We start from the raw sequence: 26,384 nt of genomic DNA on the forward strand, positions 1-26,384 counted from the left end.
CCTCCGCCTGAATAGATTGAGTTATAAAAGGTCTCTGGCCAGTTCATCGGGAACGGGAATGGGGAACTCCAACAACTGCTGTGCAAACGCTTTGCCCTGCGGGTCAATCCGCAAGCTGGCAACGCCACCGCCCCCCAGGCTGTTTTCCAGCAGAAAGTTAAAGGCATGAATGCCCGGCATAACCCATCGGGTCACTTTGCCATTTTCCGGATCGAGCATGGGTTCCATCCATTTCGCAACAGCCTCTTCCGTTAATGCACTGGCAATAAAGGGCAGGTATTCATCCTTGCGAGAAATCACACCAATATTGGAGTGGTTGCCCTTATCGCCGGAGCGGGCCAGAGCGAGTTTGATCAGGGGGACAGTTGCCGAGAAGTCGCCGCAGGCTTCGGGCACAAACTCCTGCAAGGATTGATCTCCCGGAGGTGTGAAGCCTTCAGAGTCTGAAACCACGACATCTGTTGTCTGCCCTGCCGCTTCCACCTGAACACTCAGTTGGTTCTTATCAACAAGGCAGGACCATAAACGAATCACCGGCCATACATTCGGGCGGCCACCCAGCACGCCGGTAATGCCCGGTGCCATGCCCGTTGCAGCCTGAGCAATTTCCCGCGAGAAAAGCGTCAGTGCCTGTTTGTTGGTGTGGGATACGGTGATGCGCACTACCACCTCCCGTGTGCCTTGCGCTTGAGAACGTTCATGGTAAGTCGCTTCGCTGCCAAGAATTTCGATATTGTGACCGGTGTAAGTGCCTAGCCCTCGCTCCTCAAACAAACGACTGGTTTTGCTGAGAATGGCGCTGGCAACAGCTTCACCCTTCTTGCGAGCATCTATGCCTGCCAGCAGGAAGGCGGCAGAGCATTTAAAACCATCCATCCAGGTGGCAGACACTTTGTAAGTGTTGGTGGGCGCAAAGCCGACAGCACCTGTTACGCGTACTCTGTCGGTGCCGACCTCTTCCAGCTCAACGTGGGTGAAGTCACACACGACATCGGGCAGGTAGTAGGCACGGGGGTCACCAATTTCGTAAACCAGCTGTTCTGCAACAGTTTCCCGGGTGACTTGTCCGCCGGTACCTTCCGGTTTTGTGACAACAAATGAGCCATCGGTCTGACATTCGATAATGGGGAAGCCCATATCGTCGTAGCCATCTTGAATGGCTTCCCAATCTGTGAAATTGCCTCCGGTGCACTGTGCGCCGCACTCGACGATATGCCCTGCAAGGCTGGCCTGAGCAAGGAGGGTGTATTCATCACTGGGCCAGTTGAATTCGTGAATCAATGGCGCAGTCACAACAGCACTGTCGGCAATACGGCCGGTGATAACAATATCTGCACCGTCTTTGAGCGCCTGAACAATGGGTTCGGCTCCAAGATAAGCGTTCATGGTGACGATGCCACCGGGCATGGGATTGCCTGTGAGCATTTCAGTGACGCCTGCTGTCTTTAACGCCTTCACTTGCGGCATCAAATCGTCCCCCAGAACAAGGGCAACTTTGAGGTCGAGCCCGGATTCTCTAATAAGCTCTTCTAGCGCCTCTCGGCAAGCGCCGGGGTTTACGCCACCCGCATTACTGATGACTTTTATACCTTGCTCGGCAATCTCAGAAAGAACGGGCTTGAGGGCGTATTTGATAAAATCAGGGGCATAACCGGCACTTGGGTTTTTCATGCGGGCACCGGCCATGATGGAGAGGGTGACCTCGGCCAGATAATCAAAAACCAGATAATCCAGATTGCCTTTGCGTACCAGTTGGTGGGCAGCAGTTTCAGTGTCTCCCCAGAAGGCGCTGGCACAGCCTATGCGCACGGTTTTTTTATTATCAGCCACGGTGCGAATCTCACTGTTAGAAAAATGGAAGCTCAAAAACGATAAGTGAGATTACCAAGCAAGCGCTTGGTCGACAAGTATAACTACGTATCTTTATTCTGCGTCCACGGATTAGAGAGGGATACTGGTTTCCTTTGGTCTCTCCCTTGTTAGCCTGAACGGTGCTCCGGGGCCTGTCAGCCCTAGTGTTGCCCAGCTGTATAGCCTATGGGATGGGAGCTGCTGGCTTATCTATGTATTTCTACGACACTCAACGCATAGCTAAACAGAATCGGTTGACTTGCAATTGATAATTATTATCATTCGTAAGAAGAGCGTAAAGCCACTTTCAAGACCATACTCGACGAACTTTATAAGCGAAAACTATGAGCGATAGAACCGTTTCAGCCCGTGATGCCCGAGAGTTTTTGAGAACAGAATACAGCGGTGTTTTATCCACCCAGTCCCGGGTTCTGGAAGGCTACCCTTTTGGCTCCGTTGTACCTTACTGTCTGGATGGTGATGGCTACCCGGTTATTCTGATCAGCTCCCTGGCCCAGCACACCCGCAATATTGCCAAGAACACCAAGGTGTCTTTAATTGTTGCTCAGTCCAATATGGACGATGTGCAAACCGGCGCCCGTTTAACCTGGGTAGGCGATGCAGAACAGATTACCGATGAAGCAGCCATTCAGCGTTACTACAACTATTTCCCGGAATCCCGTGGCTATCACAATACTCACAACTTTGATTTTTATCGCATTGTTCCGGTGCGCAATCGCTACATTGGCGGCTTTGGTGATATTCACTGGCTTGAAAATGATTTGATTGTGGAAGCTAATCCCTTCGCCGGTTTTGTGGAAGAAGGCGTAGTGAACCATATGAATGAAGATCATGGTGATGCCATTTTCAAATACTGCGCCCAGGCTGGTATTGAACTACCAGAAGGTATAACACCGGAAATGGCTGGTGTCGACCCTTATGGATTTATGGTTCGCATTGACAAGCGTTTGGTGCGTATACCTTTTGAACATAAAGCTGAGAGTGCCGGAGATATTCGTCAGTTTCTGGTAGCTATGGCTAAGGCTGCCTGATTGCAAAATTCTCAGCAGCTCTTAAACGGGGGCTGCTGGTATCCAAGCGATTTGTATGTAAAGTGTATAGTTTTTCACTTTTCTGTCTCCCCGCCTTGAAATCAAAAAGCCCACCGCCATATAGCCTTTGTCACTAACGGAGATGCTGTCTCCCATGGAGAATAAAGTGCGGCTTGGTTTCTTTTTTCTGGTTTTGTTTCCCATAACAGAACTGATGATTCTTATTAAAGTTGGTGGTCTGATTGGTGTGCTGCCTACTATTGCCCTGATTCTGTTCACGGCTTCTGCAGGTCTGTTTCTTCTGCGTCAGGAAGGGTTTTCTGCCTTGACCCGTGCCCGTGAAAAAATGGCATCCGGGCAGATCCCCGCCATGGAGATGATGGAAGGTTTGGTGATTGCCTTCTGTGGCGCCCTTTTGCTGGCTCCCGGCTTTATTACTGACTGCATCGCTCTGTGTGGTCTGATTGCTCCCATCCGTAGAAAAATCATTAAAAGACTCTCAAGCAGCTCTCGATTTCAGGTATACACTTCCGGTGGCTCTGCTGGTGCCAGTTTTGGACAGGGCTTTGGAGCTGATTCTGGAGGCCGCACCCAGCAGCCTTTCAGTCAACCCACTCCTCGCGATGTGATTGATGGCGAGTACCGAAGAGAAGAATAATTTTTTCGATTTGTGGGGTTGAAATGCGAAATCACGGCCCCCATTCATGTCGGGCGGCCGCAGCGCTTTATCGAAGATGATATCCGAAAGGCCTGTGGTAAACAGTTTTCGTCGGTGGAGCAGGTACTGTTCCCCGATAACCACCTCGCTAGCCAATCTGGTACCGCGCGGTGGATATTTTGAAAAGCCGATTGGCATTCTTACTAAAAACAGAGTTGGAGAGACGATCAATGAAGCTTCGTCCTTTGCGTGACCAGGTGCTCGTGCGCCGTTTTGAAAGTGAAACGACTTCTTCTGGCGGTATCGTACTGCCAGGCAAGGCCGAGAAAACCAACCGCGGAGAGGTTGTTGCGACTGGTGCTGGCCGTATCGACAACAACAGCAACCTGATCGAGCTGGTTGTTAAGGTGGGTGACAAGGTCGTATTCGGTGGTTATCACAGCGATTCCAACACCATCAAGATCGATGGTGTTGAGCACGTGCTGATGTCTGAATCCGACATCCTGGCCGTGATCGAAGCTGAGTAACTGCAACGCCTGTTGCATGACTTTCTAACCCAATAAAGGAACATCAAGATGGCTGCTAAGCAAGTCCTGTTTGGCGACGACGCTCGCAAAAAAATGCTCGAAGGCGTTAACATTCTGGCTGACGCTGTAAAAGCAACTCTGGGGCCCAAGGGCCGCAATGTGCTGCTGGAGAAGTCTTTTGGCGCACCAACCATCACTAAAGATGGTGTATCTGTTGCGAAAGAAATCGAACTGAAAGACAAGTTCGAAAACATGGGTGCACAGCTGGTTAAGGAAGTAGCTTCCCAGGCTAACGACCAGGCTGGTGACGGTACTACTACCGCGACGGTACTGGCTCAGTCCATCGTAAATGAAGGCTTGAAGTACGTTGCTGCCGGCATGAATCCAATGGATCTGAAGCGCGGTATCGACAAGGCTGTTGCCGCTGTTGTTGCCCAGCTGCAGGACATGTCCACTCCTTGTGCTGACAGCAAAGCTATCGCACAGGTTGGTACCATCTCCGCTAACTCCGACGAAACCGTTGGTGCCATCATTGCGGAAGCTATGGATAAAGTGGGTAAGGAAGGCGTTATCACCGTTGAGGAAGGTAACTCCCTGGAAAACGAACTGGATGTTGTAGAAGGCATGCAGTTCGACCGTGGCTACCTGTCTCCTTACTTCATCAACAACCAGGAAAGCATGTCTGCTGAACTGGAAAGCCCATTCGTCCTGCTGTTCGACAAGAAGATCTCCAACATCCGTGATCTGCTGCCGACTCTGGAAGCTGTGGCCAAGGCCGGCAAGCCTCTGCTGATCATCGCTGAAGATGTTGAAGGCGAAGCTCTGGCAACTCTGGTTGTGAACAACATGCGCGGTATCGTTAAGGTGTCCGCTGTGAAGGCCCCTGGTTTCGGTGATCGTCGCAAAGCTATGCTGCAGGATATCGCTGTTCTGACAGGTGGTGCTGTGATCTCCGAAGAGATTGGTATGAGCCTGGAAAAAGTCACCCTGGACGATCTGGGTACTGCCAAGCGTATCGTGATCACTAAGGAAGATACCACCGTTGTTGACGGTGCTGGCAACCAGGCAGACATCTCTGCTCGCGTTGAGCAGGTTCGTGCGGAAATCGAAAACTCCTCTTCCGACTATGACAAAGAGAAGCTGCAGGAGCGTGTTGCCAAGCTGGCCGGCGGTGTTGCCGTGATCAAGGTGGGTGCTGCTTCTGAAGTTGAAATGAAAGAGAAGAAGGCTCGTGTTGAAGATGCTCTGCATGCAACCCGCGCCGCTGTTGAAGAAGGTGTTGTAGCCGGTGGTGGTGTTGCCCTTATCCGCGCTCTGAGCAATATCTCTATTGAAGGTGTGAATAAGGAGCAGGAAGCCGGTATCGCCCTGGCTCTGCGTGCTCTGGAAGGCCCTATCCGTCAGATCGCTGCTAACTCTGGTGACGAAGCATCTGTTGTTGTTGAGAAGGTTCGCAATGGTGAAGGTAACTTCGGTTACAACGCTGCCACTGGTGAATTCGGTGACATGATGGAAATGGGTATTCTGGATCCAGCTAAGGTAACCCGTTCTGCTCTGCAGGCTGCGGCTTCCGTTGCTGGCCTGATGATCACCACTGAAGCGATGGTTGCTGAACTGCCTGAAGACAAGCCTGCTGCACCTGAGATGGGCGGTATGGGTGGAATGGGTGGAATGGGTGGAATGGGCGGTATGATGTAATCATCCCCCGTTAGCGGTTAAGCCGCTATACCCTCCTCAGCTCAGCTGAAAAAAACGGCTTGCGACGTCTTATGTCACGAGCCGTTTTTTTTGTTGTATCGAAAGGGTGGCGAAGCCGGTTTTTTCGTCTTAACTGTATGGACTTTTAATGATCTGGTTTTTTATAACTGTTATGGGGGAACGGTTATTCATACGATTCGCACAAAGCTGATTTATTTTGTCATATGCCTGATGGGCGTAGGGGCTGTTGTTTTCCCAAAAGCCTCGCTTGGAATATTTGGGCGTGAGAATTTACCGGATAAAAAAAGCCTTGTGTCGTTTGATGAAAAGGTTGCTGTCTGGGTCAGTATGGATGGTACTAAGCTCTGCATGCAGACAGCCGAGTACGCACCAGCCTACTGTAAGTCAATCGGAGAGCTGGGATTGCCCGCTGACTTTTTTCTTATGGATGGCAGGGCAGGAGAGCTCACGGGAGCTCTGACTGTTCATAATAGCTATGACAAAAGCTGGATATATCTTGGAAGTAAAGGTGCATTGTACCAGCTCCACTATACGAAGAAGTTATTAACAGAACCCTGGCCGCATCATGCTCCAAGCTACAGCCAGAAAGGGGTTACGAAGATTTCAGAGGAGCTTGTTTGGGTAACGCATCTGCGAGCTTATGAAAAAATGTACGATATTGATTCCGGCGAAGGAGCGCATAATACTAGCAGTGAGTTTAATGTGATTGTTTGTGTTGAAGAGCCGGGCTCTACTGATGACAACGATGGAATGATTGCGTTTTACCGTGTTGATGTGAATACGAGCAGTATTAATGAAGTCAATCCGGTAGGATACCTTCTGTACCGTAAAAATCTGAAAACATCAGATCCTCTGCGGGGGGTTGAGATGACGTCTATAGGCCTGTTTATTGCCACATCAAAAATGCTGTATTTTTACAGGAGAACCAAGGCCCATGGCCTGCAGCTCGAACGATCTACAGAAATTTCCCCAACAGACTTTATTCTGGATGATGAGCGCAAACTGTCGTTTCAGGAAATACGCGCTATTGATTATACCGCGAATGCGGTAGGGACTCGGAAGGGCTATTTAACAGTAGCAACAGATGTCGGGACTTTTATTTCAAATCTGGATACAAACATGTGGACAGATATCAGCGTACGGCGAGGGGGTGTGGGAGCGGATATGATCAACCCCGTTGTCTCCTATGCTCGCCTGGAAACAGAGCCGGGGCCAGTAAAGAATATTTATTTCTCTGCCTGCGAGGATGTGTTTAAAACCGGACGCTGGAAGCCCGGAGGGGTAGAAAAAGGAGAAATTTCAGAGTTCAACCAATCCTCCGGAGTGGAATGGCCCTGCATGAAGTCGGAGCACTGGGAGAAGGAAGAGCATTCCACCTCAGATGATCTTGTTGTGGGCACTATGGATAGCGATGATCTGGAGGAGGTGTCACCAGCTCCGTTGATGAGGAATGAAGAGATGTCTCAGTTGTCTTATCTCACTGTTGATCATCCCTATCCCAAGTTTCATGTCAGTAGGTCGGACCCTGAAAAATTGAGAAGTTTCGAGCGGAAGAAGGCTGTTATTGTTTTAGGTGAAGGCTCGTGTCGGCGAGGTAATGCGTCTATTTTGCCTCCACAGATAAATCTTGATGGAAATGTGGGTGCTTCGACTACGGCAATGACTTTCCCATCAGCTTTCACTCAGGTACCTCAGTTATATGAGCAGCATCAACAATATACCGTGCTGCCATTAGCTATTCCGATACCTGTCTCCTTTAAAAATCCGAACACTCACTATATAGCCACAGAGCATTTGAGTCGCAGTGACCCGACAGGTAGAGAATTGTTTGGCTTTGGCAATCCCCAACAATATTACCTTAGTGACCCAATAGCAGGCATATGGCCCTATCACGGAATGACTTTTGATTCTAAGGGCCTCTAGCAGCCTGTCGGGCTTAATCAGCATAAAAACTGTCTCAAACCGGTCTTTTTCTCGTTACGGACGGCTAAGTTCGATAGACCCTGGTGAGTAGAAGCTACTTAGTCCTCTAAGCCGATGCAATACCGATAGCACCCTTGTGAAAGCCTTCATTTACAATCACTTTCACAGACCCGCTCTGCTGATCGTCAGCAATCGATTGAGCCAGGTGAGCTGCAATTAGTTCAATGGTTGTATCAGTATCCATCAAGTAGCAGCGCTTAGCAGGAATCTGCAACTCAAAGCGCCCTTGGATGGCCTGATAACCAAAGCTCAGGTGCTTGATACCGTTAATTTCCTCGGAGCCAATAATGTCTTCGCGAGTGGCGAGATAAATATCCTGCCACTGGCCGCTAACTTGGCTCTCCAGCTCGGTACTGCGCTTATCGTGGCTATATATTTTTATTTGTGAACGATGACCGTGGGCAATGCGCTGGCAGTCCCCCTGATGCTTTTTCAAACCATGGCTGTAATGGAAATAAGCACCCTGAATATCTTCGGGGTACAGATGCATTTCTACACTCTGCACATTGTCAGGCAAACCTTTTAGAATATGTTTCTCCAGCAGTGGGCGGATAGCTTCCGGAGTAATCCCATCAACAGGAAGAGGCAATATGGCTGGCAGTGGAGCCTGGCAGGTGATAAAGCCACCACTTTTGAGTGAGAGTTCGGCCGTGCGATATTCTTTCTCGTCTTTTATAGTCACAGCCGGGTGGTCTAAAGGGACAAGCAGGGCATGGTCTGCATAACTGTCGATCATGGTTTTGATCTCTTTCTTTACATGACCAAAGTCAAAGACCATACCCTCGTCGTTCAACTCACCGGTCAGTACGACATCAACCAGCCAGGTTTCACCGGTTAGCCCGCGTTCTGGGCACAGGTAGGAAAAGTCGATGGTGGTGAGTTGTTCTACGAATAAAGCGCTCATTATAAAAACTAATCTGACTCTGCATACATTCTGGGTGGCAGGATTGTATGTCAGTTCTTGTCATCTGGCGATCTTTCCCTGACTTCCACGGTCTTTTGAGGTTTTATAATCGAGCTCAACAGGCCCTGGCTTTCGGGCTTGAGTTTGAGAGTCGTTATCACGGGCATATGATCCGAAAGGTCCAGTGGTACATGTTTTACTGCACTGTTCTCTGAATGGATGTAGTGAGGGTGGAAAATGTAATCAATCACCAGATCCAGCTCAGGGTTTAGATCGTAGGCTGTCAGCCACTGATGGCCATTTGGTCCAAGAACATCGTTGAGTTCGGGGATACCTTTAAAGTTCTGATAAAACGGTGTAAGAGGTGAGTAAGACGTATAGTGGGCTTTTTGATTCTCAGGCAAGTTGTCATAAAAGCCCGGGGGGAGAATATTAAAATCACCCGATAACATCCATAGCCTTCGCCTTTCTGTCCAGCGAGTCACTCGTGTGAGCAGGGTATGTACCTGTCCGCTCATGTCGCCCCGGCCCAGTGTAGGAGCATCAAGGTGAGTATTGATGGTGCTGAAAAAACCACCCCCTTCCAATGGAAAGCGGGTTTCCAGCAGGGAGTGTCGAGGATAAAACGGCACAAGAATACGCATTCTCCGTGTGGAAGGAAGAGTTTCTGTCGTGGCTCTGTCCATTCGGTAGCGGCTCATGGTAACCAGTGACATTTCAATCTGACCAGTCATATAGCGGCTAGGAATGAAGTGAGCTTTCCAGTATGTGCCAACACTGTAGCAGGGCAGTATGTCGGCCAACCTCCCATGGAGCATTTTGACCTGATCTTTATGAAAAGTGAGTGGGTGGGTTCTGTGAACTTCCTGCAGCTGAATGATGTCGGGGTTTTCTTCTCGGATAACCCTGACAATACCCTCCAGATTTTTTTGAATATCGCCCTCTGTGAGCAAAGGCAAGTTGAAGTCAGAGTGCCAGAAGGGGTAGTAACCTCCGGCGAGAAACTGGATATTCCAGTCCAGCACTTTGATGGGTTCGCCGGGTTTGATTTTAGGCGTCTGGGCTGTGCAGTAAACAGGATGGTGCTCCAGATCGGCAGGGTGAAAACCCAACAGATAAGGTAAAACGGGCGCAGTCACAGCCAGCAGACCAGCGGTAGATAATGCGGTCAACAGTGCCAGAGTAATAAAGCCCTGCTGGCGTAGCCTGGAGCAAATAAAACTTTTCAGCATGTAAGTTTGCAGTTATTTTTTGCTTGGATGCGAAGGATAGAACAATTTTGCAAAAACTTAAGACACCGGTTCAAGGAGCAGGCGTGAGTAGAGTGCCGCTAACATCAGATGCGACAGTGACAGATGACGATTTGCAGTTTGACAGGGAGCATATTTGGCATCCGTATACATCTGTGACCCATCCCATTTCGGTGTGCCCTGTGGAGTCAACAGACGGTGTGCATCTGACACTCACGGATGGCACTGTACTCGTTGATGGCATGGCATCCTGGTGGTGTGCAATTCATGGTTATAACCATCCGGCGCTTATATCTGCAGCACAGGATCAGCTGCAAACCATGCCCCACGTGATGTTTGGTGGCATCACCCACAAGCCGGCCATTGAGCTCTGTAAGCGGTTGGTAGAAATGACACCGAAGCCGTTGCAAACGGTATTTCTGGCAGATTCCGGCTCCGTGGCTGTGGAAGTCTCTATCAAAATGGCTGTGCAGTACTGGCGTTGCAAAGGCAATGATAATCGTCGGCGTCTGCTGACCGTGCGTAACGGTTATCACGGGGATACCTTCGGGGCAATGGCGGTGTGTGATCCGGAAAATGGCATGCACTCTTTGTTTCGTGGTGTGTTGCTGGAGCATATTTTTGTAGGTGCGCCAGCCTGTGGCTTCCATGATGCGTGGGATGAAAGCTATATCACCGAACTGAAGCAGGCGCTGGATGAGAATCATCAGGATCTGGTGGCTATTATCCTTGAGCCGATTGTGCAGGGAGCCGGAGGCATGCGCTTTTACTCTCCTGATTATCTGCGTAGGGTGCGAGAGCTGTGTGATGAGTATGGCGTGCTGTTGATTCTCGATGAGATTGCTACAGGCTTTGGTCGTACCGGCAAGCTGTTTGCCTGTGAACATGCTGATGTTGTGCCTGATATTATGTGCGTAGGTAAGGCTCTGACAGGTGGTGTGATGACACTGTCGGCAACGATCTGCACGGAAGAGGTGAGTCATACCATCTGTGATAAGGGCGTGTTTATGCACGGCCCAACATTTATGGGGAACCCACTGGCTTGCCGTGTAGCTTGTGCCAGCCTGGATCTTCTGGCGACAGGCGAGTGGTCTGGGCAGGTGGCCCGTATCGAAAACCGGTTGCAGGAAGGCCTGCAGGCCTGCACGGAAATGTCAGCTGTGGCGAATGTGCGAGTGCTGGGTGCTATAGGCGTTGTTGAGCTAAAAGAGCCTGTTGATATGCATACGTTGCAGCCACGTCTAGTGAAAGAAGGCATCTGGGTTCGCCCCTTCGGCAAACTCGTGTATGTGATGCCTCCCTACATTATGAGTGATGATGATCTGGCATTTCTGTGTGCCGGAATACGTAACGTCGTGGCTGAGCTTTAACTCTCGACGAGCTTTAACTCTCGAGAGCTCTCTTAGGCTGTTTCCTTATCAACAATGCTGGTGACACAGGCGTCTGACCAGACGTTGATTGCACTCTCCAGCATATCAACCAGTGCATAAACAGGAAGGATAACACCCATCAGTTCCAGAGGTACGTTCATGGTGGCCAGCAATGTGCTGGCCAGCAGGAAGCAACCCATGGGAACACCGGCATTTCCCACTGCTGCGATACTCGAGATGACAACCCAGGCGGCCAGTTCTGCGACAGTAAATGTCATGCCACTGAGCATGGAGACGAACAGCACGGTAATCAGAATAAAACCCGCACAGGCATTCATATTAATGGTTGTGCATAAAGGAAAGCTGAAGCGAGCCACCCGTGAGCTGATGCCCAGCCGTGTCTGGGCTGCATCCATGGCAGCAGGCAGAGCCGCGCTGGAAGACTTTGAAAAGAACGCGACTGTGAGAGCCGGTGCCATACCTTGAAATGTCTGAACAGGCGATATGCCTTTTGAGGCCAGCAGCAAAGGGAGAATCACAACCGCCTGCACGACATTCGCCAGCAGAATGCAGGTGAAATACAGCAATAGGTGACTGCCAACACTTTCCCGAGCAAGACTTTCAATAAAGGTAGTGACAAACGCCCATACCGCCAGAGGCAAAAGTTTCAGAAAGCCTGCGGTGAGTTTCATAATGGCAGCAAACAAATCTTCAAACAGCATCTGCAGTCGCTCACGGCGATGGATAGGCAGATTCAGAATGGCAAGACTTAACACCAGGGCGATAAACAGCACACTGATAACCTGCCCTTCCAGAAACGGTGTGATAAAACTGGTAGGAATGATTTCAATGACATACTGCCAGTACCCCGAATGAGACTCGGTTAACTCTGCAGCAGCTATAGAGGTTGATAAATCTACCTGTCCGGTCGGATTAATCAACAAAAACAGCAATAGGGCAATGGTGGCGGCAATAATAGTTGTGAGCAGAGTGTAGCGGATAACCCTTCCACCAAGAACACCAGCATCGTGAAGGTTGGCCATGCCTGTGAGGGTTGAAAGCACAGAAAAGAAAATAATAGGTGTGCTCACCAGTTTGAGTAACCGGATAAACAGTTCGCCGACAGCTTCAGCCACACTATAAATAGCGGCGATATCCAACAGCCCACACACAATGCCAAGAGCTGCTGCGACAAGAATGAGTGTTCCTGACCCCAAAAATTGTATGAATGGAAAGCGTATAGCTTTTTCCGATCTGGCCATGTGACGTCCCCTTTGTTTTTTGCCATCCCATTAATAGAGACAAGGGGTTGGCCTTGATGGTTCACAAAGGTAGACCTTTTGTTATGCCAATCTAAGGTTCATTCGCTATTTGCTTATTCTCTTTCGTTTGTTAAGTGTTGCTTTGGGCTGAGGCTCCGTCTGTATGGTTGTTGTTTGTCAGAACTCTGGATTGTATTTGATTTGGTAAGATGGAAGTGTCTGTTTTAACCGATAACAATCGCGCTATTGAACTTATATTGAAAGCTAACCGTCACGTTAATAGAAGAGGGGAATATACTGTTAGTCTCTCACGGGCAGCGCATAGGCAATACCCGTTATGTTGAACTGTTCAAGGGTGGTCGCTTTGCGCTTCCCGAGCCTGCTCCAGATAGGAACGATGGAGTGTTTCCAGTTGCTGATACAGTTGCTCAAGAGAGCCGCTGTTATTCACAATATCATCCGCTCGACTCCGACGCTCTTCTCTCGAAGACTGAGAGCGTACAATAGATTCAGCCTGCTCTTGGGATATGTTATCGCGAGCTATAGCTCGCTCAATCTGAACCTCCTCAGTCACATCAATCACCAGAATCCGATCAACCATGTCATGCTGCCGGGTTTCAAAAAGCAAAGGTGAAACCAAAATAACATAAGGTGACTGAGCCAGACTCAGCTCCAACCTTAACTGCTGGTTAATCAGTGGGTGCAGAAGTTTTTCCAGCCATTTTTTTTCATTCGCATTTTGGAAAATGATGTCCCGTAAGGCGCGACGGTTCAGACTTCCGTCTTCAAAAATCATGTTGCTGCCGAAGTGCTCTTCAATCTTTTGCAGAGCCGGTTTTCCTGATTCCACAACAACGCGTGATGCTTTATCAGCATCAGCAACGACAATGCCTTTTTGGGCAAGATAGTCGGTCACAACTGTTTTCCCGCAACCGATACCTCCGGTGATTCCAACAACAAACACCGTTGTTTACTCCTTAGTAGATAGCCATCTGCAGATAGCTGGAAATAAGTTCGTCCCCTTTGAACATGGCAATTAAACCTGCGGCTGCCAGATAAGGGCCAAAGGGAATAGGGATATTACGGTCCCGTCCTCGTATAACAATCATGGCAATGCCTGTAACAGCTCCCACCATGGAAGAAAGAAGAATAATCAGTGGGAGGAATTGCCAGCCCATCCAGGCACCGAGGGCGGCGAGCAGTTTGAAGTCTCCAAAGCCCATACCTTCTTTGCCAGTCACTAGCTTGAACAGCCAGTAAACAGACCAGAGCGAGAGGTAACCCGCAGCTGCACCATAAACAGCATCTTCCAGTGGGACAAACATGCTGTTGGCATTTAATAGCAATCCCAGCCAAAGAAGAGGCAGGGTCATGGAATCGGGCAAGAGCTGATGGTCAACATCAATCATGGACATTGCCAGCAGCATCCAGCTCAACACGCATACCATAAAGGAAACCAGGCCCGGTCCGTAAGCCAGTGCGCTTAACAGGGCCAGCAGACCCGCGGCCAGTTCAATAATAGGGTAACGGATAGAAATAGGGGTTTTGCAGTTGCCGCACTTGCCCCGCAAAAACAGATAACTGATAACAGGAATATTTTCCCAGGGGCGAATCTTGTGCTCGCACTTCGGACAGGAAGAAGGGGGAACCAAAAGATTATAGCGGGGTGAGTTGTCTTCTGAAGTATCGGCATCAGGGTTTAGCAAAGCCTGACACTCACACGTCCACTGCTTCTCCATCATGGTGGGGAGGCGATGGATGACTACATTCAGAAAGCTGCCAACCAGTAATCCGAGAATAGTCACAAACCAGATCCAGATAGTTGGATGACTCAGGAGTATTTCAATTTCAGCCACTAGGGATGTCCTTATTCTAATTTGCTATCCGCCGGTCTGGGCGATGTCGTTAACTGAGTATAAATACTCATCATTATGAAATCATATATTTCTGGGGTTGTCTTAAGTACCTGGGCCTGTTCAATATCTGAACGTACTGGTTAGTACATGAGCTGATTCGATTTTGTGTGAAGTTGTTGTAATTGATGCAGGTCAAAAATGTATTAAGCGCATGTGTGTTGGGTAATTGCTTAAATTCAATGCGTAAACTAAGTAAAACAAATTTGAAAATTTTATAAAAATTTATATGTTTGGTTTTTTGTAGTTTTTTTTCCTGAAAAGTAGCCTTTTTAAATGCCTATTTAGATAAAAATTCTGTTTTGTTTGAAAGAACAGAGTCATCCACTGCATTTTTTGCATTAATCTAGGTGTATACACTTACTGATCACAAAGAAAAGGGAATAGTTATGCTTATTGGCGTACCTAAGGAAATTAAGAATCACGAATACCGTGTTGGCCTGACTCCTATGTCTGTTCAGGAAGTTATTTCCCACGGCCACAGCGTAGTTATTGAAGACAACGCCGGTGCTTCTATCGGATTCTCCAACGAAGATTATATCGCTGCTGGCGCAAAGATTCTGCCAACGGCTGAAGACGTTTTCGCTCAGGCGGACATGATCGTTAAAGTTAAAGAGCCTCAGGAAGTAGAGCGTAAGCGCCTGCGTCGTGATCAGACTCTGTTCACTTACCTGCACCTGGCTCCAGACGTTCCTCAGACTAATGACCTGATCGAATCCGGTGCTACCTGCATCGCTTACGAAACTGTAACCGACGACGCTGGCCGCCTGCCTCTGCTGGCTCCAATGTCTGAAGTTGCTGGTCGTATGTCCATTCAGGCTGGTGCACACTGCCTGGAAAAAGCTCACGGTGGCCGTGGCGTACTGATGGGTGGCGTTCCTGGTGTTGAACCTGCCAAAGTTGTTGTTATCGGTGGTGGTGTTGTAGGTGCAAGCGCAACTGCAATGGCTGTTGGCATGGGCGCTGACGTTGTTGTTCTGGATCGCTCTGTAGAAGTTCTGCGTAAGCTGGACGCTCAGTATGGCAACCGTATCAAGACTATCTTCTCCACTCGTCACGCTATCGAGCAGTACGTAACTGAAGCTGATCTGGTAATCGGTGGCGTTCTGATCCCAGGTGCTGCGGCTCCTAAGCTGATCACCCGTGATCTTATCTCCAAGATGAAGAAAGGCTCCGCGATTGTTGACGTAGCTATCGATCAGGGTGGTTGTGCAGAAACTGCCAAGGCCACTACTCACGCTGAACCTACTTACATCGTTGACGACGTAGTTCACTACTGCGTAGCGAACATGCCTGGCGCGGTTGCTCGTACTTCCACCATGGCTCTGAACAACGCAACTCTGCCATTCGTTCTGGAACTGGCTGACAAGGGCCCACGTAAGGCGATGGAAGAAAACCATCACCTGCTGAACGGTCTGAACGTATGCAAGGGCGTGATCACTTGCCCAGAAGTTGCTGAAGCTCAGGATCTGGAATACCGTTCCCCACGGGAAATGCTGCAGGAAATCTAAAACCAAAGCAGCTTGAGTTGTGAAAAAGCAGTCCCCGGTTGAGTGATCAGCCGGGGATTTTTTATGGAGAAATCAAATTTCGGATAAGGCCATTTGAACCGCAGCTTCCGCATGAATGGCTGTGGTATCGAATAAAGGCACATCTGTGTGTTGCTGTTGAACCAGCAGAGCAATCTCGGTGCACCCCAGAATAACAGCCTCTGCACCGCTCTCTTTAAGCTTGTCGATTATGGAGATATAGCTCTGACGAGAACTTTCCTTGATTTCCCCTTTGCACAACTCCTGATAGATGATGTTGTGCACGGTTTGTCTGTCTTCCTGCTCAGGAACAACAACATCAATACCAAACTTATCTGTCAGTCGGCCTTTGTAGAAATTCTGCTCCATGGTGAAGGCAGTACCGAGCAAGCCAACAGTTTTCACACTGCTTTCAATCAGCTTCTCTGCTGTGGTATCAGCAATGTGCAGTAACGGTATGCTGAGCTTCTCTTCGATTTGAGGAGCAACCTTGTGCATGGTGTTGGTGCAAATCAGCAGAAAGTCTGCGCCACCTTTTTCTACGCTGAGAGCTGCATCCGATAAAATCTCAGCAGTTTCATCCCACTTGCCTTGATGCTGGCGCTCTTCTATCTCGGCGAAATTGACGCTGTAAAGAGCGACTTTCGCGGAATGCAAACCGCCCAGTTTGACTTTCACGCTTTCGTTGATTGTTTTGTAGTAGCTTTGGGTGGATTCCCAGCTCATTCCTCCGAGCAGGCCTATTGTTTTCATAAAATGCTCTCGCGGCAGTGGATAATTACTTTCTGATTCTACTCCGATCGGGAGAGTTTGGTTAGAACATAAGGCCAGCCAGCAGGTAGCCGGATATACAGGCTGTAATAACGCCAATCAGGCCGGGCGTCATAAAGCTGTGGTTAAAGTAATACTTGCCAATTTTCGTGGTGCCTGAGGAGTCGAAGTTACAGGTGGCAATATCAGATGGGTAATTCGGGATAAAGAAATATCCATAGCAGGAAGGCATGATGCCAACCAGTAGCTGTGGAGACAGCCTCATAGCCAAACCAACGGGCAGCATCATACGGCAAACAGCCGCCTGGGAGTTCATAACCACAGATACAATGAACATGGCGAGCGCGAAGGTCCAAGGGTAAGTCTGCACCATATCCATGATATGGCTCTGGAAAGATGGCATAGCGAACTTGAAATAAGTGTCACTCATCCACGCAATACCAAAGATTGCGATGGCTGCAACCAGACCTGATTTAAAAACCACACCGTCAGGGACTTTGACAGTAGGCGTTTTGGTTACCAGAAGAATAATGCCACCGAAAGCCAACATCATCATTTGAATGATTGTGGACATGCCAATGGTCGAACCTTGAATCGTCCGAATAGACGGGAACATGGCGACAGCCACAATCGACAGCAGTACAATCACAAACAACAGAATAGCATGGTGTGAAGAGGCAGGCAGCTTCTTGTCTAAAGTCGTTGCGGTTGTTGATTTGATTTCTCACTTATTGAGAAACTACAGCCAGAGAGCAGGATAAAAAAGAGATGAGGCGATCATGAACACGAGCTCAGACTACCAATTAGGCCGCAATGCGTATAAAGACTGCACTCTGTTATGGAAAGTACAGCCTGTCTCGTCACCGCTTCAAAGTTAAGCGGGAGTTAGAGCCTTGTTGGAGTTGTGGCAATACTTGCTTTTTTGACTTATAAATCTGCACCAATCTCTTGTGAAGAGTTATGAAGAGAATACTATGAGTCAATATATGTGGATGCCTGCCACCAAAAGGGCATCACACCCCAAAGTTTCAGCATCAACAAAGGCTGCTCTTAAAGAGCAGGCGGATCAGTGGGTTGAAAGTTACCTCAGGCCAAAACATATTAAGCCTCCCCCCGAAGATCACGACTTCAACTACCTGGTGGATATTTTTACCAAGTGGCATGGCAGTTTTTTCTATTTCTGTGGTACTTCTCATTGCCCGAGCCCTAAGGCTATCCGCCCGTACTTTGAGATAAAGATTGCTCGCATGGCGTATAAAGGCAGCAACAACTACACACTGGCGTATATGCGACACACCGGACAGTGGGCTGAGGTATTTTATGATGTCGATATTCAGGAATGCTTTGACCTGATTGCCAATGAAACCTGCTTTCTGCCGTAGCCCAATTAAAGAGTGCACACAGTCTCATGTCAGATTTACAACAAGCAATAGACCTGGAAACCGTTGATACGCTGAAAAAGCGTTATTTCACTTACTTTGGTGTTAAACCAAAGCAAATTCGTAAGGCTTTTCTGATAGAAGCGTTGCGTGAAGGGCTTTCTGACCCGATCTTGTTGAAGCCCTATCTGAAAAAACTCCCGAAATTGGAGATGATATTCATAAGAGAGTCTGTTTTTCATTACAACGGGCATATTGAAAAGCCTCGCTTTGAAGCGAAGTATGGTGAGTTTCCTGAAGGCACCAGAAAAAATGGCCTTCTCTACTTCTACGGAGCAGGGTTATCTGAATCGGTTGAACCCTTTTTCTACCCTCAGGGTGACCGGTACGGATCACCAAAAATACCGGATGGTTTGTTGTCAATTCTGCAATCGCTGATTGATCCGCCGGAACCGGACATGCTCAAATCCTGCACTTTGCCTGATCCTTTGCCGGATCATTACAAGGTTTTTCAACGTGAACGCCTGGCGCCAAGTGAACTGCAATCATTGCTTGTTTTACTTCAGGACAAACAAATCAAAGTTAGTGATAAAACCGGAGTAGCTTCTCTGGCCACGCTAAAGAAAGTGTCTCAGGACACTCATGAATACTATGAAAAGACATCCTGTGATGAAGCCAAAGGCATGGATCTTATGGTGTCTTATGGTTGGCTCAGGTTATTAGAGAACAGTAAGTTCAGCAAGTGCTCAAAAACGACACTGCTTCTGGCAGAGAACACTGGAAAAAACTCAGCGGAAACGGTGAAGGAAATTTGGGAGCAGTGGGTAACCAGAAGCTCCGATGATGAATTTCGTCGTATTAACACCATCAAAGGACAAACCGGGAAAGGGAAGCGTTTTTTTTCTGATGTTAAGGGCAGAAGGCAGGAAATTATTACTTATCTAAAGGGGTGTCGAGTAGGGGCGTGGTATGCCTTCGAAGACTTCTCCAAGTTTATGTTCACGACAGGCTCTAAGCTCGAAATTACTGCAGAGCCGGACTACCTGTATATCTATGATTCCAGTTATGGAGAATTTTATAACGCTCCCTGGGATTTACTGGAAGCTCGCTACATACGCTGTTTTCTGGTGGAGTATGCTGCCACATTAGGCCTGATTGATGTGGTGATGGCTCCGCCAAACAGTGACAACTGCTATTACGACGACTTTGGGGATATGGAATGTCTGAGCCGTTACGATGGCTTGCGTTTTTTCCGACTGACCTCTCTGGGGGCATACGCACTGGATTTGTCTGGCAGCTATCAGGCAACGGAAGCAGAGTCGACAGAAACAACACTCACCATTCAGCGGCAGGGCCGTGTTGTTTTTGAGCAAACCCCAACGCCTTGGGAGCAGCGTTTTCTGTCGCTCTACGCCGATAACATCAAAGAGAACACATGGAAACTATCCCGGAAAAAAATCAGTGAGGTTATTCAGGTAGGCGGCAGCATCGATGAGTTAAGAACATTCTTACTCATGCGAGAAAATCAACCTTTTCTGCCAGAAGACTGTGAGAGCCTTCTGAAACAGGCTGAAGCTAACCGAGATGCAGTTAAACTTCACAGCGAAGCGCTTGTTATGACGTGTAAAACCCCGGAGATTGCTGACCTGATCGTAAACGACAAAGTGTTATCCAAATGGTGTCAGCGTCTGGGCAAACTTCAGGTTGTTATACCAAAAAACAAAGAAAAGAAATTCAGGGATAGCCTTAATGCTATGGGCGTTGGATGTTCCTGATAGCTTCCTGTACACGGTTGAGGAAAAGGCTTGTTTTGGGCTATGTTCCCACCGTTGATTGGTAGACTGTAACCCAGTAAACATGTGGGTCTGCGGAAGGGATATATTTGTGTGTCACGAACAACACCAACAAGTAAACCCTTTGATATAGAAGTGTTGCATTATGCAACCGGGTTAGTTGCCTTTTCAGGTATTGTCACCAGTCAGTGGCGGGAACATAGTCACGCTGAACGCATATAAAAAGACTTTTGTTGATCCCTCAGTTTATGGCCATCAATTCTTCTGTCAGGCTCTGTCCGCATTCTTGATGTGATAAGAAGAATAAGTACCCTGACCATTGATTTCGCATAGTCTGGCGGCGTCTTTTTTCGCCCTTGCTGCGTCACAACTCTTGTCACGTAGCGGGCTACGCCCCCGACGTTGTTCCTTGAAGTGCGAAAAAATTCACTCGCCACCATTATGCGAAAGCAATGGTCCGGGTACTTAGCCTGATACTGGCCATTTTGAGGTCCTCTACTGGCATCGATGTTTACAAGATGATGGTCACGGATAAATAGAGTTGTGTGCCTTTCTCAAGCTTCAGATGAAATTACAACAGCCATAGGAAAAACAGTTCAGGATTTCTATGTGTTAATAGTTTAATTCATATGTCAATAGTTTTAATACCTTTCTACAAAGCTGTTTTAAACCACAGAACCCAACTGGAAGATCGGCAGGTACATCGCAACAATCAAACCACCAACCAGTGTACCCAGAACCACCATAATCATCGGCTCCATCAGGCTGGTGAGGCCGTCAACCATATTATCCACTTCGTCTTCGTAGTAGTTGGCGACTTTGTCCAGCATCTCATCCAGAGCACCGGATTCTTCACCAATGCCAACCATCTGCACTGCCAGAGACGGGAATACATTTGTGTTGCGCATGGAAAACTGAAGCTGTTGACCGGTGGATATATCCTCTTTGATTTTTATAGCCGCCTCTCTATATAGCACGTTACCAGCGGCGCCAGCTACGGAGTCGAGAGCTTCAACCAGTGGTACACCGGCGGCGAAGGTGGTTGAGAGTGTTCGTGCGAAACGGGCGATGGCCGACTTGTCGATAATCTGGCCGATAACCGGAACCTTCAATATAAACAGGTCCATCTTGTTTCGGGCTTTTTGTGATCTCTCCAGCAGCTTTCTGAAGACGAATATAAAGATGGCAAAGCCGAAGATCACGATATACCACCATTCCTGCATCACCTCTGAGATGTTGATGACCATCTGAGTAAAGGCTGGCAGTTCGGCTCCAAACCCGGCAAATACCTCCTCAAACTGGGGTACAACCTTAACCAGCAGAATACCGGTAACAATGAAGGCCACAGCCATAACTGCAATGGGGTAGTTCATGGCCTTCTTGATTTTGGCTTTTAAAGCTTCGCTTTTTTCCTTGTAAGTTGCGATTCGATCCAGCAGAGACTCCAGCGCTCCAGACTGTTCACCGGAATGTACAAGGTTACAGTAGAGTTCATCAAAGTATTTAGGGTGTTTTCTAAGGGAGTCGGCGAGATTGGTACCGCCTGCTACATCATTTTTGATCTGTCCCAACAAATCCTTCATTGCTGGCTTTTCCATACCCTCAGCAGTGATGTCAAAGGCCTGCAACATGGGGACGCCCGCTTTGGTCATTGTCGCGAGCTGCCGGGTAAACAGGGCGATGTCCATGGGCTTGATCTTCTTGCCCCTACCTCCAATATTGATGCTCTTTTTGCGCACCTTAGTAGGGCTAATCCCCTGCTTTCTCAGCTCAGCCTTGGCCAGCGCCAGAGACTTACTCGAAAGCTCCCCTTTGGCGAGGCGACCATTTTTATCTTTTCCTTCCCAGACAAAAATCGAGGATTTGTTATTTTTATCTGCCATTTGATAAGCGGTCCTTAAATGCTCCGACCCTGGGCCCGGCCGCATTAAATCTTTATATTTCTTTGAAGCGCATACCGATTCTTGTTGTTGGTAAACCGGACTGGCTGAGTGGTTATTTCCTCAGATAGTACTGGGAATTACCCGTCAGCGTCCACCGAAAACCTGACCCGGTCTTTGATGCGCATCACAGTCAGACAACCTCCCCACACACAACCGGTATCAAGAGCTTCATATCCCGATTTGAAAACGCGGCCTTCCAAAGCTGCCCAGTGCCCAAATATCACTGTAGTCTTTTTTGAGTGTTTGTGGTTGTGAAGAAACCATGGTGCAAAACCGGAAGGCGGTGTATTGCCTTTGGAATCCAGTTCAAGCATGCCCTTGGCGTTGCAAAAACGCATGCGAGTAAAGTAGTTGGCAATGATGCGCAGACGATCAATGCCCTCCAGCTCTTTCGACCAGGTCGCAGGCTCGTTACCGTACATATTGTGGAAAAAGGCATCGCTGTCTGGCCCTTGAATGGCAGCCTCCAGCTCTGCGGCGTGCTTCAGACATTTCTTTTCACTCCAGATAGGAGGGATGCCAGCGTGAACCATAATGCAGGATTTCTTTTCGCTGTAATGTACAAGAGGACGATGCTTGAGCCAGTGAAGCAGTTCGTCACGGTCGGGAGCGTTGAGAACATCTTCAATGGTATCATTGCGTTTAGGGTTGCGTGCACCCGCAGCAATGGCGAGCAGATGAAGATCGTGGTTGCCGAGAACAGCAATACACTGTTTTCCCAGACCTCTCAGGTAGCGGAGTGTGGCAAGGTTTTCGGGGCCACGGTTCACCAGGTCTCCGGCCACCCAGAGTTTGTCCTTGCTTTCGTCGAAGGACACCTTGTCCAGAAGCTTGCGAAGGGTGCTATAGCATCCCTGAATATCACCAACCGCGTATGTGGTCATTAAAATTCAAATTGTGAGATGAGAACGTATTAGTTAATAGCAGCAGGAACCCGCAGGCTGAAAAGGGGGATGTGTGCATCAAAAAACTCCCCGGTATCTTCCAGCATTTGATAGGAACCGTGCATGCAGCCAACTGGTGTATCAAGAATACAGCCACTGCTGTAAGAGTAGCTGGAGCCGGGCAGGATATAGGGCTGCTGCCCAACAACACCATCGCCCTGAACCTCCTGCTGTTTCTGGTCACCATCAACGATGTACCAGTGTCGGGTTAGCAGCTTCGCGCCATAATCACCTTTGTTGGTAATTGTGATGTGGTAAGCAAAAGCAAATTGCTTTTTAGCAGCGTTGGAACGATCAGGCAGAAACTCGGTTTCTACCCGAACATCTATCAGGCGATGGCTTTCCAAGGGCAGCCCCTGTTGTCAGCTGTGTTTGTCAGCCAGATAATCGGCAATTTTCACAAAGGACTCAAGAGGCAGACGCTCTGGACGCAGGCTTGGGTCAATATCCAGCTCAGAGAGCTCATCCCCGGTAATCAGCTGCTTAAGGCCATTACGAATGGTTTTTCGACGCATAGCAAAAGCTGATTTCACCACGCGATCCAGTAAACGATGATCCTTACAGGGGTGGGGCAGCTCTTTATAAGGTGTCAGGCGCACAATGGCAGAGTCCACCTTGGGGGGCGGGTTGAATGCACCAGGGCCAACGTGGAAAACGTAATCCACTTTGCAGAAATATTGCACCATTACGCTGAGGCGGCCGTAATTGTTCTCACCAGCACCAGCAGCCATGCGATCTACCACTTCCTTCTGCAGCATAAAGTGCATGTCTTCTACGATGTCGGCAAAGGACACCAGATGGAAGATCAATGGTGTGGAAATGTTGTAGGGCAGGTTGCCGACAATGCGCAGCTGTTCATCACTTTCTCGAAGGCTGGCGAAGTCGAAGTTCAGAGCATCTGCTTCGTGAATGGTGAAGTTCTCGTTCAGACCAAACTGAAGTTTCAGGAACGGGATCAGGTCACGATCCAGCTCCACTACATCCATCTTCTGTGCGGTGGCCTGAAGCTGGTTGGTGAGGGCACCCTGACCCGGACCAATCTCTACAAGGTGATCGTTTGTGCGAGGGCCAATGGCTCGGATAATACGATCAATAACGCCCGGATCATGGAGGAAGTTCTGGCCAAAACGCTTTCGCGCTTTATGAGGAATGGCCGGTTTATCAATAGAAGTGCTGATAGTCGTGTTACTCATGGGTCATAGAGTATGATCAAGGCAACTGAGCGCTGATCATATCAAGGGCATAGACAATGGCAGTGTTCAGGCTACCTTCATGGGCCAGCCCGGTACCTGCGAGATCAAGGGCAGTTCCATGATCTACTGAAGTGCGGATTATAGGCAAACCGAGTGTGATATTCACGGCTTCTCCAAAACCTTTGAATTTCAGTACCGGCAAACCCTGATCGTGATACATAGCCAGTACGGCATCCGCGTGCTCCAGCCTGCCGGGGTTGAAAATAGTATCCGCAGGCAGTGGCTCAGAAAGGTTCATACCCTGTCCCCGCAGCCTGGCCAGTGCAGGTTCAATGATGTCAATCTCTTCCCGCCCTAAATGACCATCTTCACCTGCATGAGGGTTCAGGCCACACACCAGTATCCGGGGTTCTGAAATGCCAAATTTGGTTTTCAAATCAGTATGGAGAATCGTAATCACATCGTTCAGTAACTCACTGGTAATGGCCGCAGGTACCTGGGAAAGTGGCAGATGAGTGGTTGCCAGTGCAACTCGCAGCCCCTCTGTGGCCAGCATCATCACAACCTGCGGTGTATGGGTGAGTTCTGCGAGAAATTCCGTGTGGCCGGAAAAAGCAACACCACTCTCATTGATAACGCCTTTATGCACGGGAGCGGTCACCATGGCATCAAATAAACCATCTTCACAGCCTTTTGCAGCCATGGTGAGTATATCCAGTACATAGCTGGCATTGCGTGGATCCAGTTGTCCGGGAGTAACGTCCTGCTGCAGTTTACAGGGGTACACCAACAGCTCGTTCGACTTCGCTGGAACAGGAGATTTTTCCGGGCTGAATAGCTTTATGGAAACATCAAGGCTGAGCTGTTTAGCCCGGGCATGGAGAAGGTCAGGGTCGGCAATGACGACGATCTCTGCTCTATGGCTATGGGTAGCCTGCATCAAGCAGAGATCGGGGCCAATACCGGCTGGCTCGCCAGAGGTGATAACGAGCCGTGGAATCCGGTTTTGTGACATACGGGGTGTAGTTTTGAGCGTTAGAGTTTAATTTCTACGTAAGCCTGATCGCGCAGTTCGCGTAGCCAGACCTGAAGTTCTTCCTGAAACTTGCGCTGGCCAAGAATCTCACGAATCTGTGCGGCGCGTACTTTATCGCTGATATCTTCTTTGCGCTTACCTTCTACCTCAAGAATATGCCAGCCGAAGCGGCTCTTGAAGGGCTCACTAACCACATTCAGTGACGATGACAGCATCTTCTCGCGGAAGGCTGGAACCATATCCTGTGGGTTTGACCATCCCAGCTCTCCACCGTTCAGGGCCGATCCCGTGTCATCAGAGTAGGCCTTGGCCAGCTCGGCAAAATCTGCACCTTTCTCGAGACGGCTGTAAAGGTTACGGGCCAGCTCCTGGGCCTCCAGATCGCTGCGCACTTCATTGGGCTTGATCAGAATATGACGGGCTTTCACCTGCTCCTGTAGAGTTTGCTCATTACCACGGGTATCTGTCAGCTTGATAATGTGGAATCCGCTGGGGTTACGGATAGGGCGGGACACTTCACCCTTCTTCAGGTCAACGGCTACTTCGGCAAACAGGGTGGGGAGCTGATCGGCTTTTCTCCAGCCGATGTCGCCACCCTCCAGCGCATTCTGGCTCTGGGATTGGGAGACGGCTGTCTGGGCGAAGTCAGCTCCGTTTTTCAGCTGCTCATAAATGCTTTCGGCCTTTTTACGGGCTTTGGCAATCTGATCAGGCGTTGCACCTTCTGGCAGAGATACAAGAATGTGGCCAAGACGGTACTCAATAGCCAACTGCTGACGACCCTCTTCGGACTTACGGAAGTTTTCCACCTCCCGGTCGGTCACATGAATACGCTCCATCACCCGGCGCTGGCGCACACGGTTGATAAGCATTTCACGACGAATCTGCTCACGGGCATCACTGTAAGACAGGCCATCCTGAGCCAGTGCCTCACGGAACTGATCAAGGCTCATGCCGTTACGGCCAGCAATGCTGCGAATGGCATCGTTCAGGGAGGCATCGTCGATACGAGAGCCTGCGCGGTCGGCAATCTGCAGCTGCAGGTCTTCGATAATCAATCGCTCCAATACCTGCTGTTTGAGCACATTCTCAGGGGGCAGTGCGGTGTTGCGCTCCTGGATCTGGCGACGAACTGTTTCCAGTCGGCTGTTCAACTCGCTTTCCATGATGACATCGTTATCCACAACCGCGACAACTCTGTCCAGAGGAACAACCTTGGCCACTGCTACGTTGGCAACGGCAGATAAGCCTGCCACCGCCAGAGTGGCGGATAGCAGGGCGTTTCGAATGCTTTTCATTGTCATAAC

The 26,384-nt window shown here is 49.1% G+C and carries 23 protein-coding genes; 9 read left to right on the top strand and 14 right to left on the bottom strand.

The window, feature by feature from the left end:
• Positions 1 to 21: 21 nt before the first annotated feature.
• Positions 22 to 1,830 (bottom strand): acyclic terpene utilization AtuA family protein, encoded by a 1,809-nt coding sequence (locus E1189_RS21015; protein ID WP_329602154.1) that lies wholly within the window; start codon positions 1,828 to 1,830, stop codon positions 22 to 24.
• Between the two features lie 365 nt (positions 1,831 to 2,195).
• On the opposite strand from E1189_RS21015, the gene E1189_RS21020 reads away from it, so the two are divergent.
• The 5 genes from E1189_RS21020 (at position 2,196) to E1189_RS21040 (ending at position 7,730) form a co-directional block, all read left to right on the top strand.
• Positions 2,196 to 2,903, top strand: a complete 708-nt coding sequence (locus tag E1189_RS21020; protein WP_155163135.1) for a HugZ family pyridoxamine 5'-phosphate oxidase — start codon at positions 2,196 to 2,198, stop codon at positions 2,901 to 2,903.
• Positions 2,904 to 3,057: 154 nt separating this feature from the next.
• On the top strand, positions 3,058 to 3,561 hold the full coding sequence (locus E1189_RS21025) for an FxsA family protein (protein ID WP_196221549.1): 504 nt from the start codon (positions 3,058 to 3,060) through the stop codon (positions 3,559 to 3,561).
• A 230-nt stretch (positions 3,562 to 3,791) separates the two neighbouring features.
• Positions 3,792 to 4,088, top strand: a complete 297-nt coding sequence (locus tag E1189_RS21030) for a co-chaperone GroES (RefSeq protein WP_155163137.1) — start codon at positions 3,792 to 3,794, stop codon at positions 4,086 to 4,088.
• 48 nt (positions 4,089 to 4,136) lie between these two features.
• Complete coding sequence (groL, locus tag E1189_RS21035) at positions 4,137 to 5,786, top strand: chaperonin GroEL (RefSeq protein ID WP_155163138.1); 1,650 nt, start codon at positions 4,137 to 4,139, stop codon at positions 5,784 to 5,786.
• A gap of 90 nt (positions 5,787 to 5,876) precedes the next feature.
• On the top strand, positions 5,877 to 7,730 hold the full coding sequence (locus E1189_RS21040; RefSeq protein WP_155163139.1) for a hypothetical protein: 1,854 nt from the start codon (positions 5,877 to 5,879) through the stop codon (positions 7,728 to 7,730).
• A gap of 106 nt (positions 7,731 to 7,836) precedes the next feature.
• On the opposite strand, the gene E1189_RS21045 is transcribed toward E1189_RS21040, so the two are convergent.
• Positions 7,837 to 8,694, bottom strand: coding sequence for a 6-pyruvoyl trahydropterin synthase family protein (locus E1189_RS21045; RefSeq protein WP_155163140.1), 858 nt, complete (start codon positions 8,692 to 8,694; stop codon positions 7,837 to 7,839).
• Between the two features lie 50 nt (positions 8,695 to 8,744).
• The gene (locus E1189_RS21050; RefSeq protein WP_155163141.1) at positions 8,745 to 9,926 is read right to left on the bottom strand and encodes an endonuclease/exonuclease/phosphatase family protein; all 1,182 of its coding nucleotides are present in this window, start codon (positions 9,924 to 9,926) and stop codon (positions 8,745 to 8,747) included.
• Positions 9,927 to 10,042: 116 nt separating this feature from the next.
• On the opposite strand from E1189_RS21050, the gene bioA reads away from it, so the two are divergent.
• Positions 10,043 to 11,314: an adenosylmethionine--8-amino-7-oxononanoate transaminase gene (gene bioA / locus E1189_RS21055; protein WP_329602162.1), complete on the top strand. Its 1,272-nt coding sequence runs from the start codon at positions 10,043 to 10,045 to the stop codon at positions 11,312 to 11,314.
• A gap of 32 nt (positions 11,315 to 11,346) precedes the next feature.
• Here bioA and E1189_RS21060 read toward each other — a convergent pair whose 3' ends face one another.
• The 3 genes from E1189_RS21060 to E1189_RS21070 form a co-directional block, all read right to left on the bottom strand.
• Positions 11,347 to 12,576, bottom strand: coding sequence for a dicarboxylate/amino acid:cation symporter (locus tag E1189_RS21060; RefSeq protein ID WP_155163143.1), 1,230 nt, complete (start codon positions 12,574 to 12,576; stop codon positions 11,347 to 11,349).
• Positions 12,577 to 12,925: 349 nt separating this feature from the next.
• The gene (coaE, locus tag E1189_RS21065; protein ID WP_329602155.1) at positions 12,926 to 13,540 is read right to left on the bottom strand and encodes a dephospho-CoA kinase; all 615 of its coding nucleotides are present in this window, start codon (positions 13,538 to 13,540) and stop codon (positions 12,926 to 12,928) included.
• A gap of 13 nt (positions 13,541 to 13,553) precedes the next feature.
• Complete coding sequence (locus tag E1189_RS21070; protein WP_329602156.1) at positions 13,554 to 14,432, bottom strand: prepilin peptidase; 879 nt, start codon at positions 14,430 to 14,432, stop codon at positions 13,554 to 13,556.
• Positions 14,433 to 14,878: 446 nt separating this feature from the next.
• Between E1189_RS21070 and ald the strand changes: the two genes are divergently transcribed.
• Positions 14,879 to 16,000 (top strand): alanine dehydrogenase, encoded by a 1,122-nt coding sequence (gene ald, locus E1189_RS21075; RefSeq protein WP_155163144.1) that lies wholly within the window; start codon positions 14,879 to 14,881, stop codon positions 15,998 to 16,000.
• A gap of 72 nt (positions 16,001 to 16,072) precedes the next feature.
• On the opposite strand, the gene E1189_RS21080 is transcribed toward ald, so the two are convergent.
• Both E1189_RS21080 and E1189_RS21085 read right to left on the bottom strand, forming a co-directional pair.
• Positions 16,073 to 16,771: an aspartate/glutamate racemase family protein gene (locus E1189_RS21080; protein ID WP_155163145.1), complete on the bottom strand. Its 699-nt coding sequence runs from the start codon at positions 16,769 to 16,771 to the stop codon at positions 16,073 to 16,075.
• A gap of 61 nt (positions 16,772 to 16,832) precedes the next feature.
• Positions 16,833 to 17,510: an anaerobic C4-dicarboxylate transporter family protein gene (locus E1189_RS21085; RefSeq protein ID WP_329602163.1), complete on the bottom strand. Its 678-nt coding sequence runs from the start codon at positions 17,508 to 17,510 to the stop codon at positions 16,833 to 16,835.
• 253 nt (positions 17,511 to 17,763) lie between these two features.
• Between E1189_RS21085 and E1189_RS21090 the strand changes: the two genes are divergently transcribed.
• Both E1189_RS21090 and E1189_RS21095 read left to right on the top strand, forming a co-directional pair.
• On the top strand, positions 17,764 to 18,171 hold the full coding sequence (locus E1189_RS21090; protein ID WP_155163147.1) for a DUF3024 domain-containing protein: 408 nt from the start codon (positions 17,764 to 17,766) through the stop codon (positions 18,169 to 18,171).
• Positions 18,172 to 18,197: 26 nt separating this feature from the next.
• A complete protein-coding gene (locus tag E1189_RS21095; protein WP_155163148.1) occupies positions 18,198 to 19,943 on the top strand; it encodes a hypothetical protein in 1,746 nt (581 codons plus the stop codon).
• A gap of 683 nt (positions 19,944 to 20,626) precedes the next feature.
• On the opposite strand, the gene E1189_RS21100 is transcribed toward E1189_RS21095, so the two are convergent.
• The 6 genes from E1189_RS21100 to E1189_RS21125 all read right to left on the bottom strand — a co-directional run bounded on the left by E1189_RS21100 (position 20,627) and on the right by E1189_RS21125 (position 26,375).
• A complete protein-coding gene (locus tag E1189_RS21100; RefSeq protein WP_155163149.1) occupies positions 20,627 to 21,844 on the bottom strand; it encodes a type II secretion system F family protein in 1,218 nt (405 codons plus the stop codon).
• A gap of 137 nt (positions 21,845 to 21,981) precedes the next feature.
• Entirely contained in the window at positions 21,982 to 22,788 is an 807-nt protein-coding gene (locus E1189_RS21105) for a symmetrical bis(5'-nucleosyl)-tetraphosphatase (protein ID WP_155163150.1), read from the bottom strand.
• Between the two features lie 29 nt (positions 22,789 to 22,817).
• On the bottom strand, positions 22,818 to 23,195 hold the full coding sequence (apaG, locus tag E1189_RS21110) for a Co2+/Mg2+ efflux protein ApaG (RefSeq protein WP_155163151.1): 378 nt from the start codon (positions 23,193 to 23,195) through the stop codon (positions 22,818 to 22,820).
• A gap of 15 nt (positions 23,196 to 23,210) precedes the next feature.
• Positions 23,211 to 24,041 carry a 16S rRNA (adenine(1518)-N(6)/adenine(1519)-N(6))-dimethyltransferase RsmA gene (gene rsmA, locus E1189_RS21115; protein ID WP_155163152.1) on the bottom strand — a complete coding sequence of 277 codons (831 nt, stop codon included), beginning with the start codon at positions 24,039 to 24,041 and terminating at the stop codon, positions 23,211 to 23,213.
• 16 nt (positions 24,042 to 24,057) lie between these two features.
• Positions 24,058 to 25,056: a 4-hydroxythreonine-4-phosphate dehydrogenase PdxA gene (gene pdxA / locus E1189_RS21120; protein WP_155163153.1), complete on the bottom strand. Its 999-nt coding sequence runs from the start codon at positions 25,054 to 25,056 to the stop codon at positions 24,058 to 24,060.
• 20 nt (positions 25,057 to 25,076) lie between these two features.
• A complete protein-coding gene (locus E1189_RS21125) occupies positions 25,077 to 26,375 on the bottom strand; it encodes a peptidylprolyl isomerase (RefSeq protein WP_196221550.1) in 1,299 nt (432 codons plus the stop codon).
• Positions 26,376 to 26,384 lie beyond the last annotated feature (9 nt).

It is taken from the genome of Parendozoicomonas verongulae (assembly GCF_009711465.1).
Lineage (GTDB): Bacteria > Pseudomonadota > Gammaproteobacteria > Pseudomonadales > Endozoicomonadaceae > Sansalvadorimonas > Sansalvadorimonas verongulae.

Coding starts and splice junctions, on each gene's coding strand:
- E1189_RS21050 (WP_155163141.1), bottom strand. CDS start 9,926: ATGCTGAAAAGTTTTATTTGCTCCAGGCTACGCCAGCAGGGCTTTATT.
- E1189_RS21045 (WP_155163140.1), bottom strand. CDS start 8,694: ATGAGCGCTTTATTCGTAGAACAACTCACCACCATCGACTTTTCCTAC.
- E1189_RS21090 (WP_155163147.1), top strand. CDS start 17,764: ATGAGTCAATATATGTGGATGCCTGCCACCAAAAGGGCATCACACCCC.
- E1189_RS21025 (WP_196221549.1), top strand. CDS start 3,058: ATGGAGAATAAAGTGCGGCTTGGTTTCTTTTTTCTGGTTTTGTTTCCC.
- E1189_RS21105 (WP_155163150.1), bottom strand. CDS start 22,788: ATGACCACATACGCGGTTGGTGATATTCAGGGATGCTATAGCACCCTT.
- E1189_RS21060 (WP_155163143.1), bottom strand. CDS start 12,576: ATGGCCAGATCGGAAAAAGCTATACGCTTTCCATTCATACAATTTTTG.
- rsmA (WP_155163152.1), bottom strand. CDS start 24,041: ATGAGTAACACGACTATCAGCACTTCTATTGATAAACCGGCCATTCCT.
- E1189_RS21095 (WP_155163148.1), top strand. CDS start 18,198: ATGTCAGATTTACAACAAGCAATAGACCTGGAAACCGTTGATACGCTG.
- ald (WP_155163144.1), top strand. CDS start 14,879: ATGCTTATTGGCGTACCTAAGGAAATTAAGAATCACGAATACCGTGTT.
- groL (WP_155163138.1), top strand. CDS start 4,137: ATGGCTGCTAAGCAAGTCCTGTTTGGCGACGACGCTCGCAAAAAAATG.
- E1189_RS21100 (WP_155163149.1), bottom strand. CDS start 21,844: ATGGCAGATAAAAATAACAAATCCTCGATTTTTGTCTGGGAAGGAAAA.
- E1189_RS21080 (WP_155163145.1), bottom strand. CDS start 16,771: ATGAAAACAATAGGCCTGCTCGGAGGAATGAGCTGGGAATCCACCCAA.
- E1189_RS21030 (WP_155163137.1), top strand. CDS start 3,792: ATGAAGCTTCGTCCTTTGCGTGACCAGGTGCTCGTGCGCCGTTTTGAA.
- E1189_RS21125 (WP_196221550.1), bottom strand. CDS start 26,375: ATGAAAAGCATTCGAAACGCCCTGCTATCCGCCACTCTGGCGGTGGCA.
- E1189_RS21020 (WP_155163135.1), top strand. CDS start 2,196: ATGAGCGATAGAACCGTTTCAGCCCGTGATGCCCGAGAGTTTTTGAGA.
- pdxA (WP_155163153.1), bottom strand. CDS start 25,056: ATGTCACAAAACCGGATTCCACGGCTCGTTATCACCTCTGGCGAGCCA.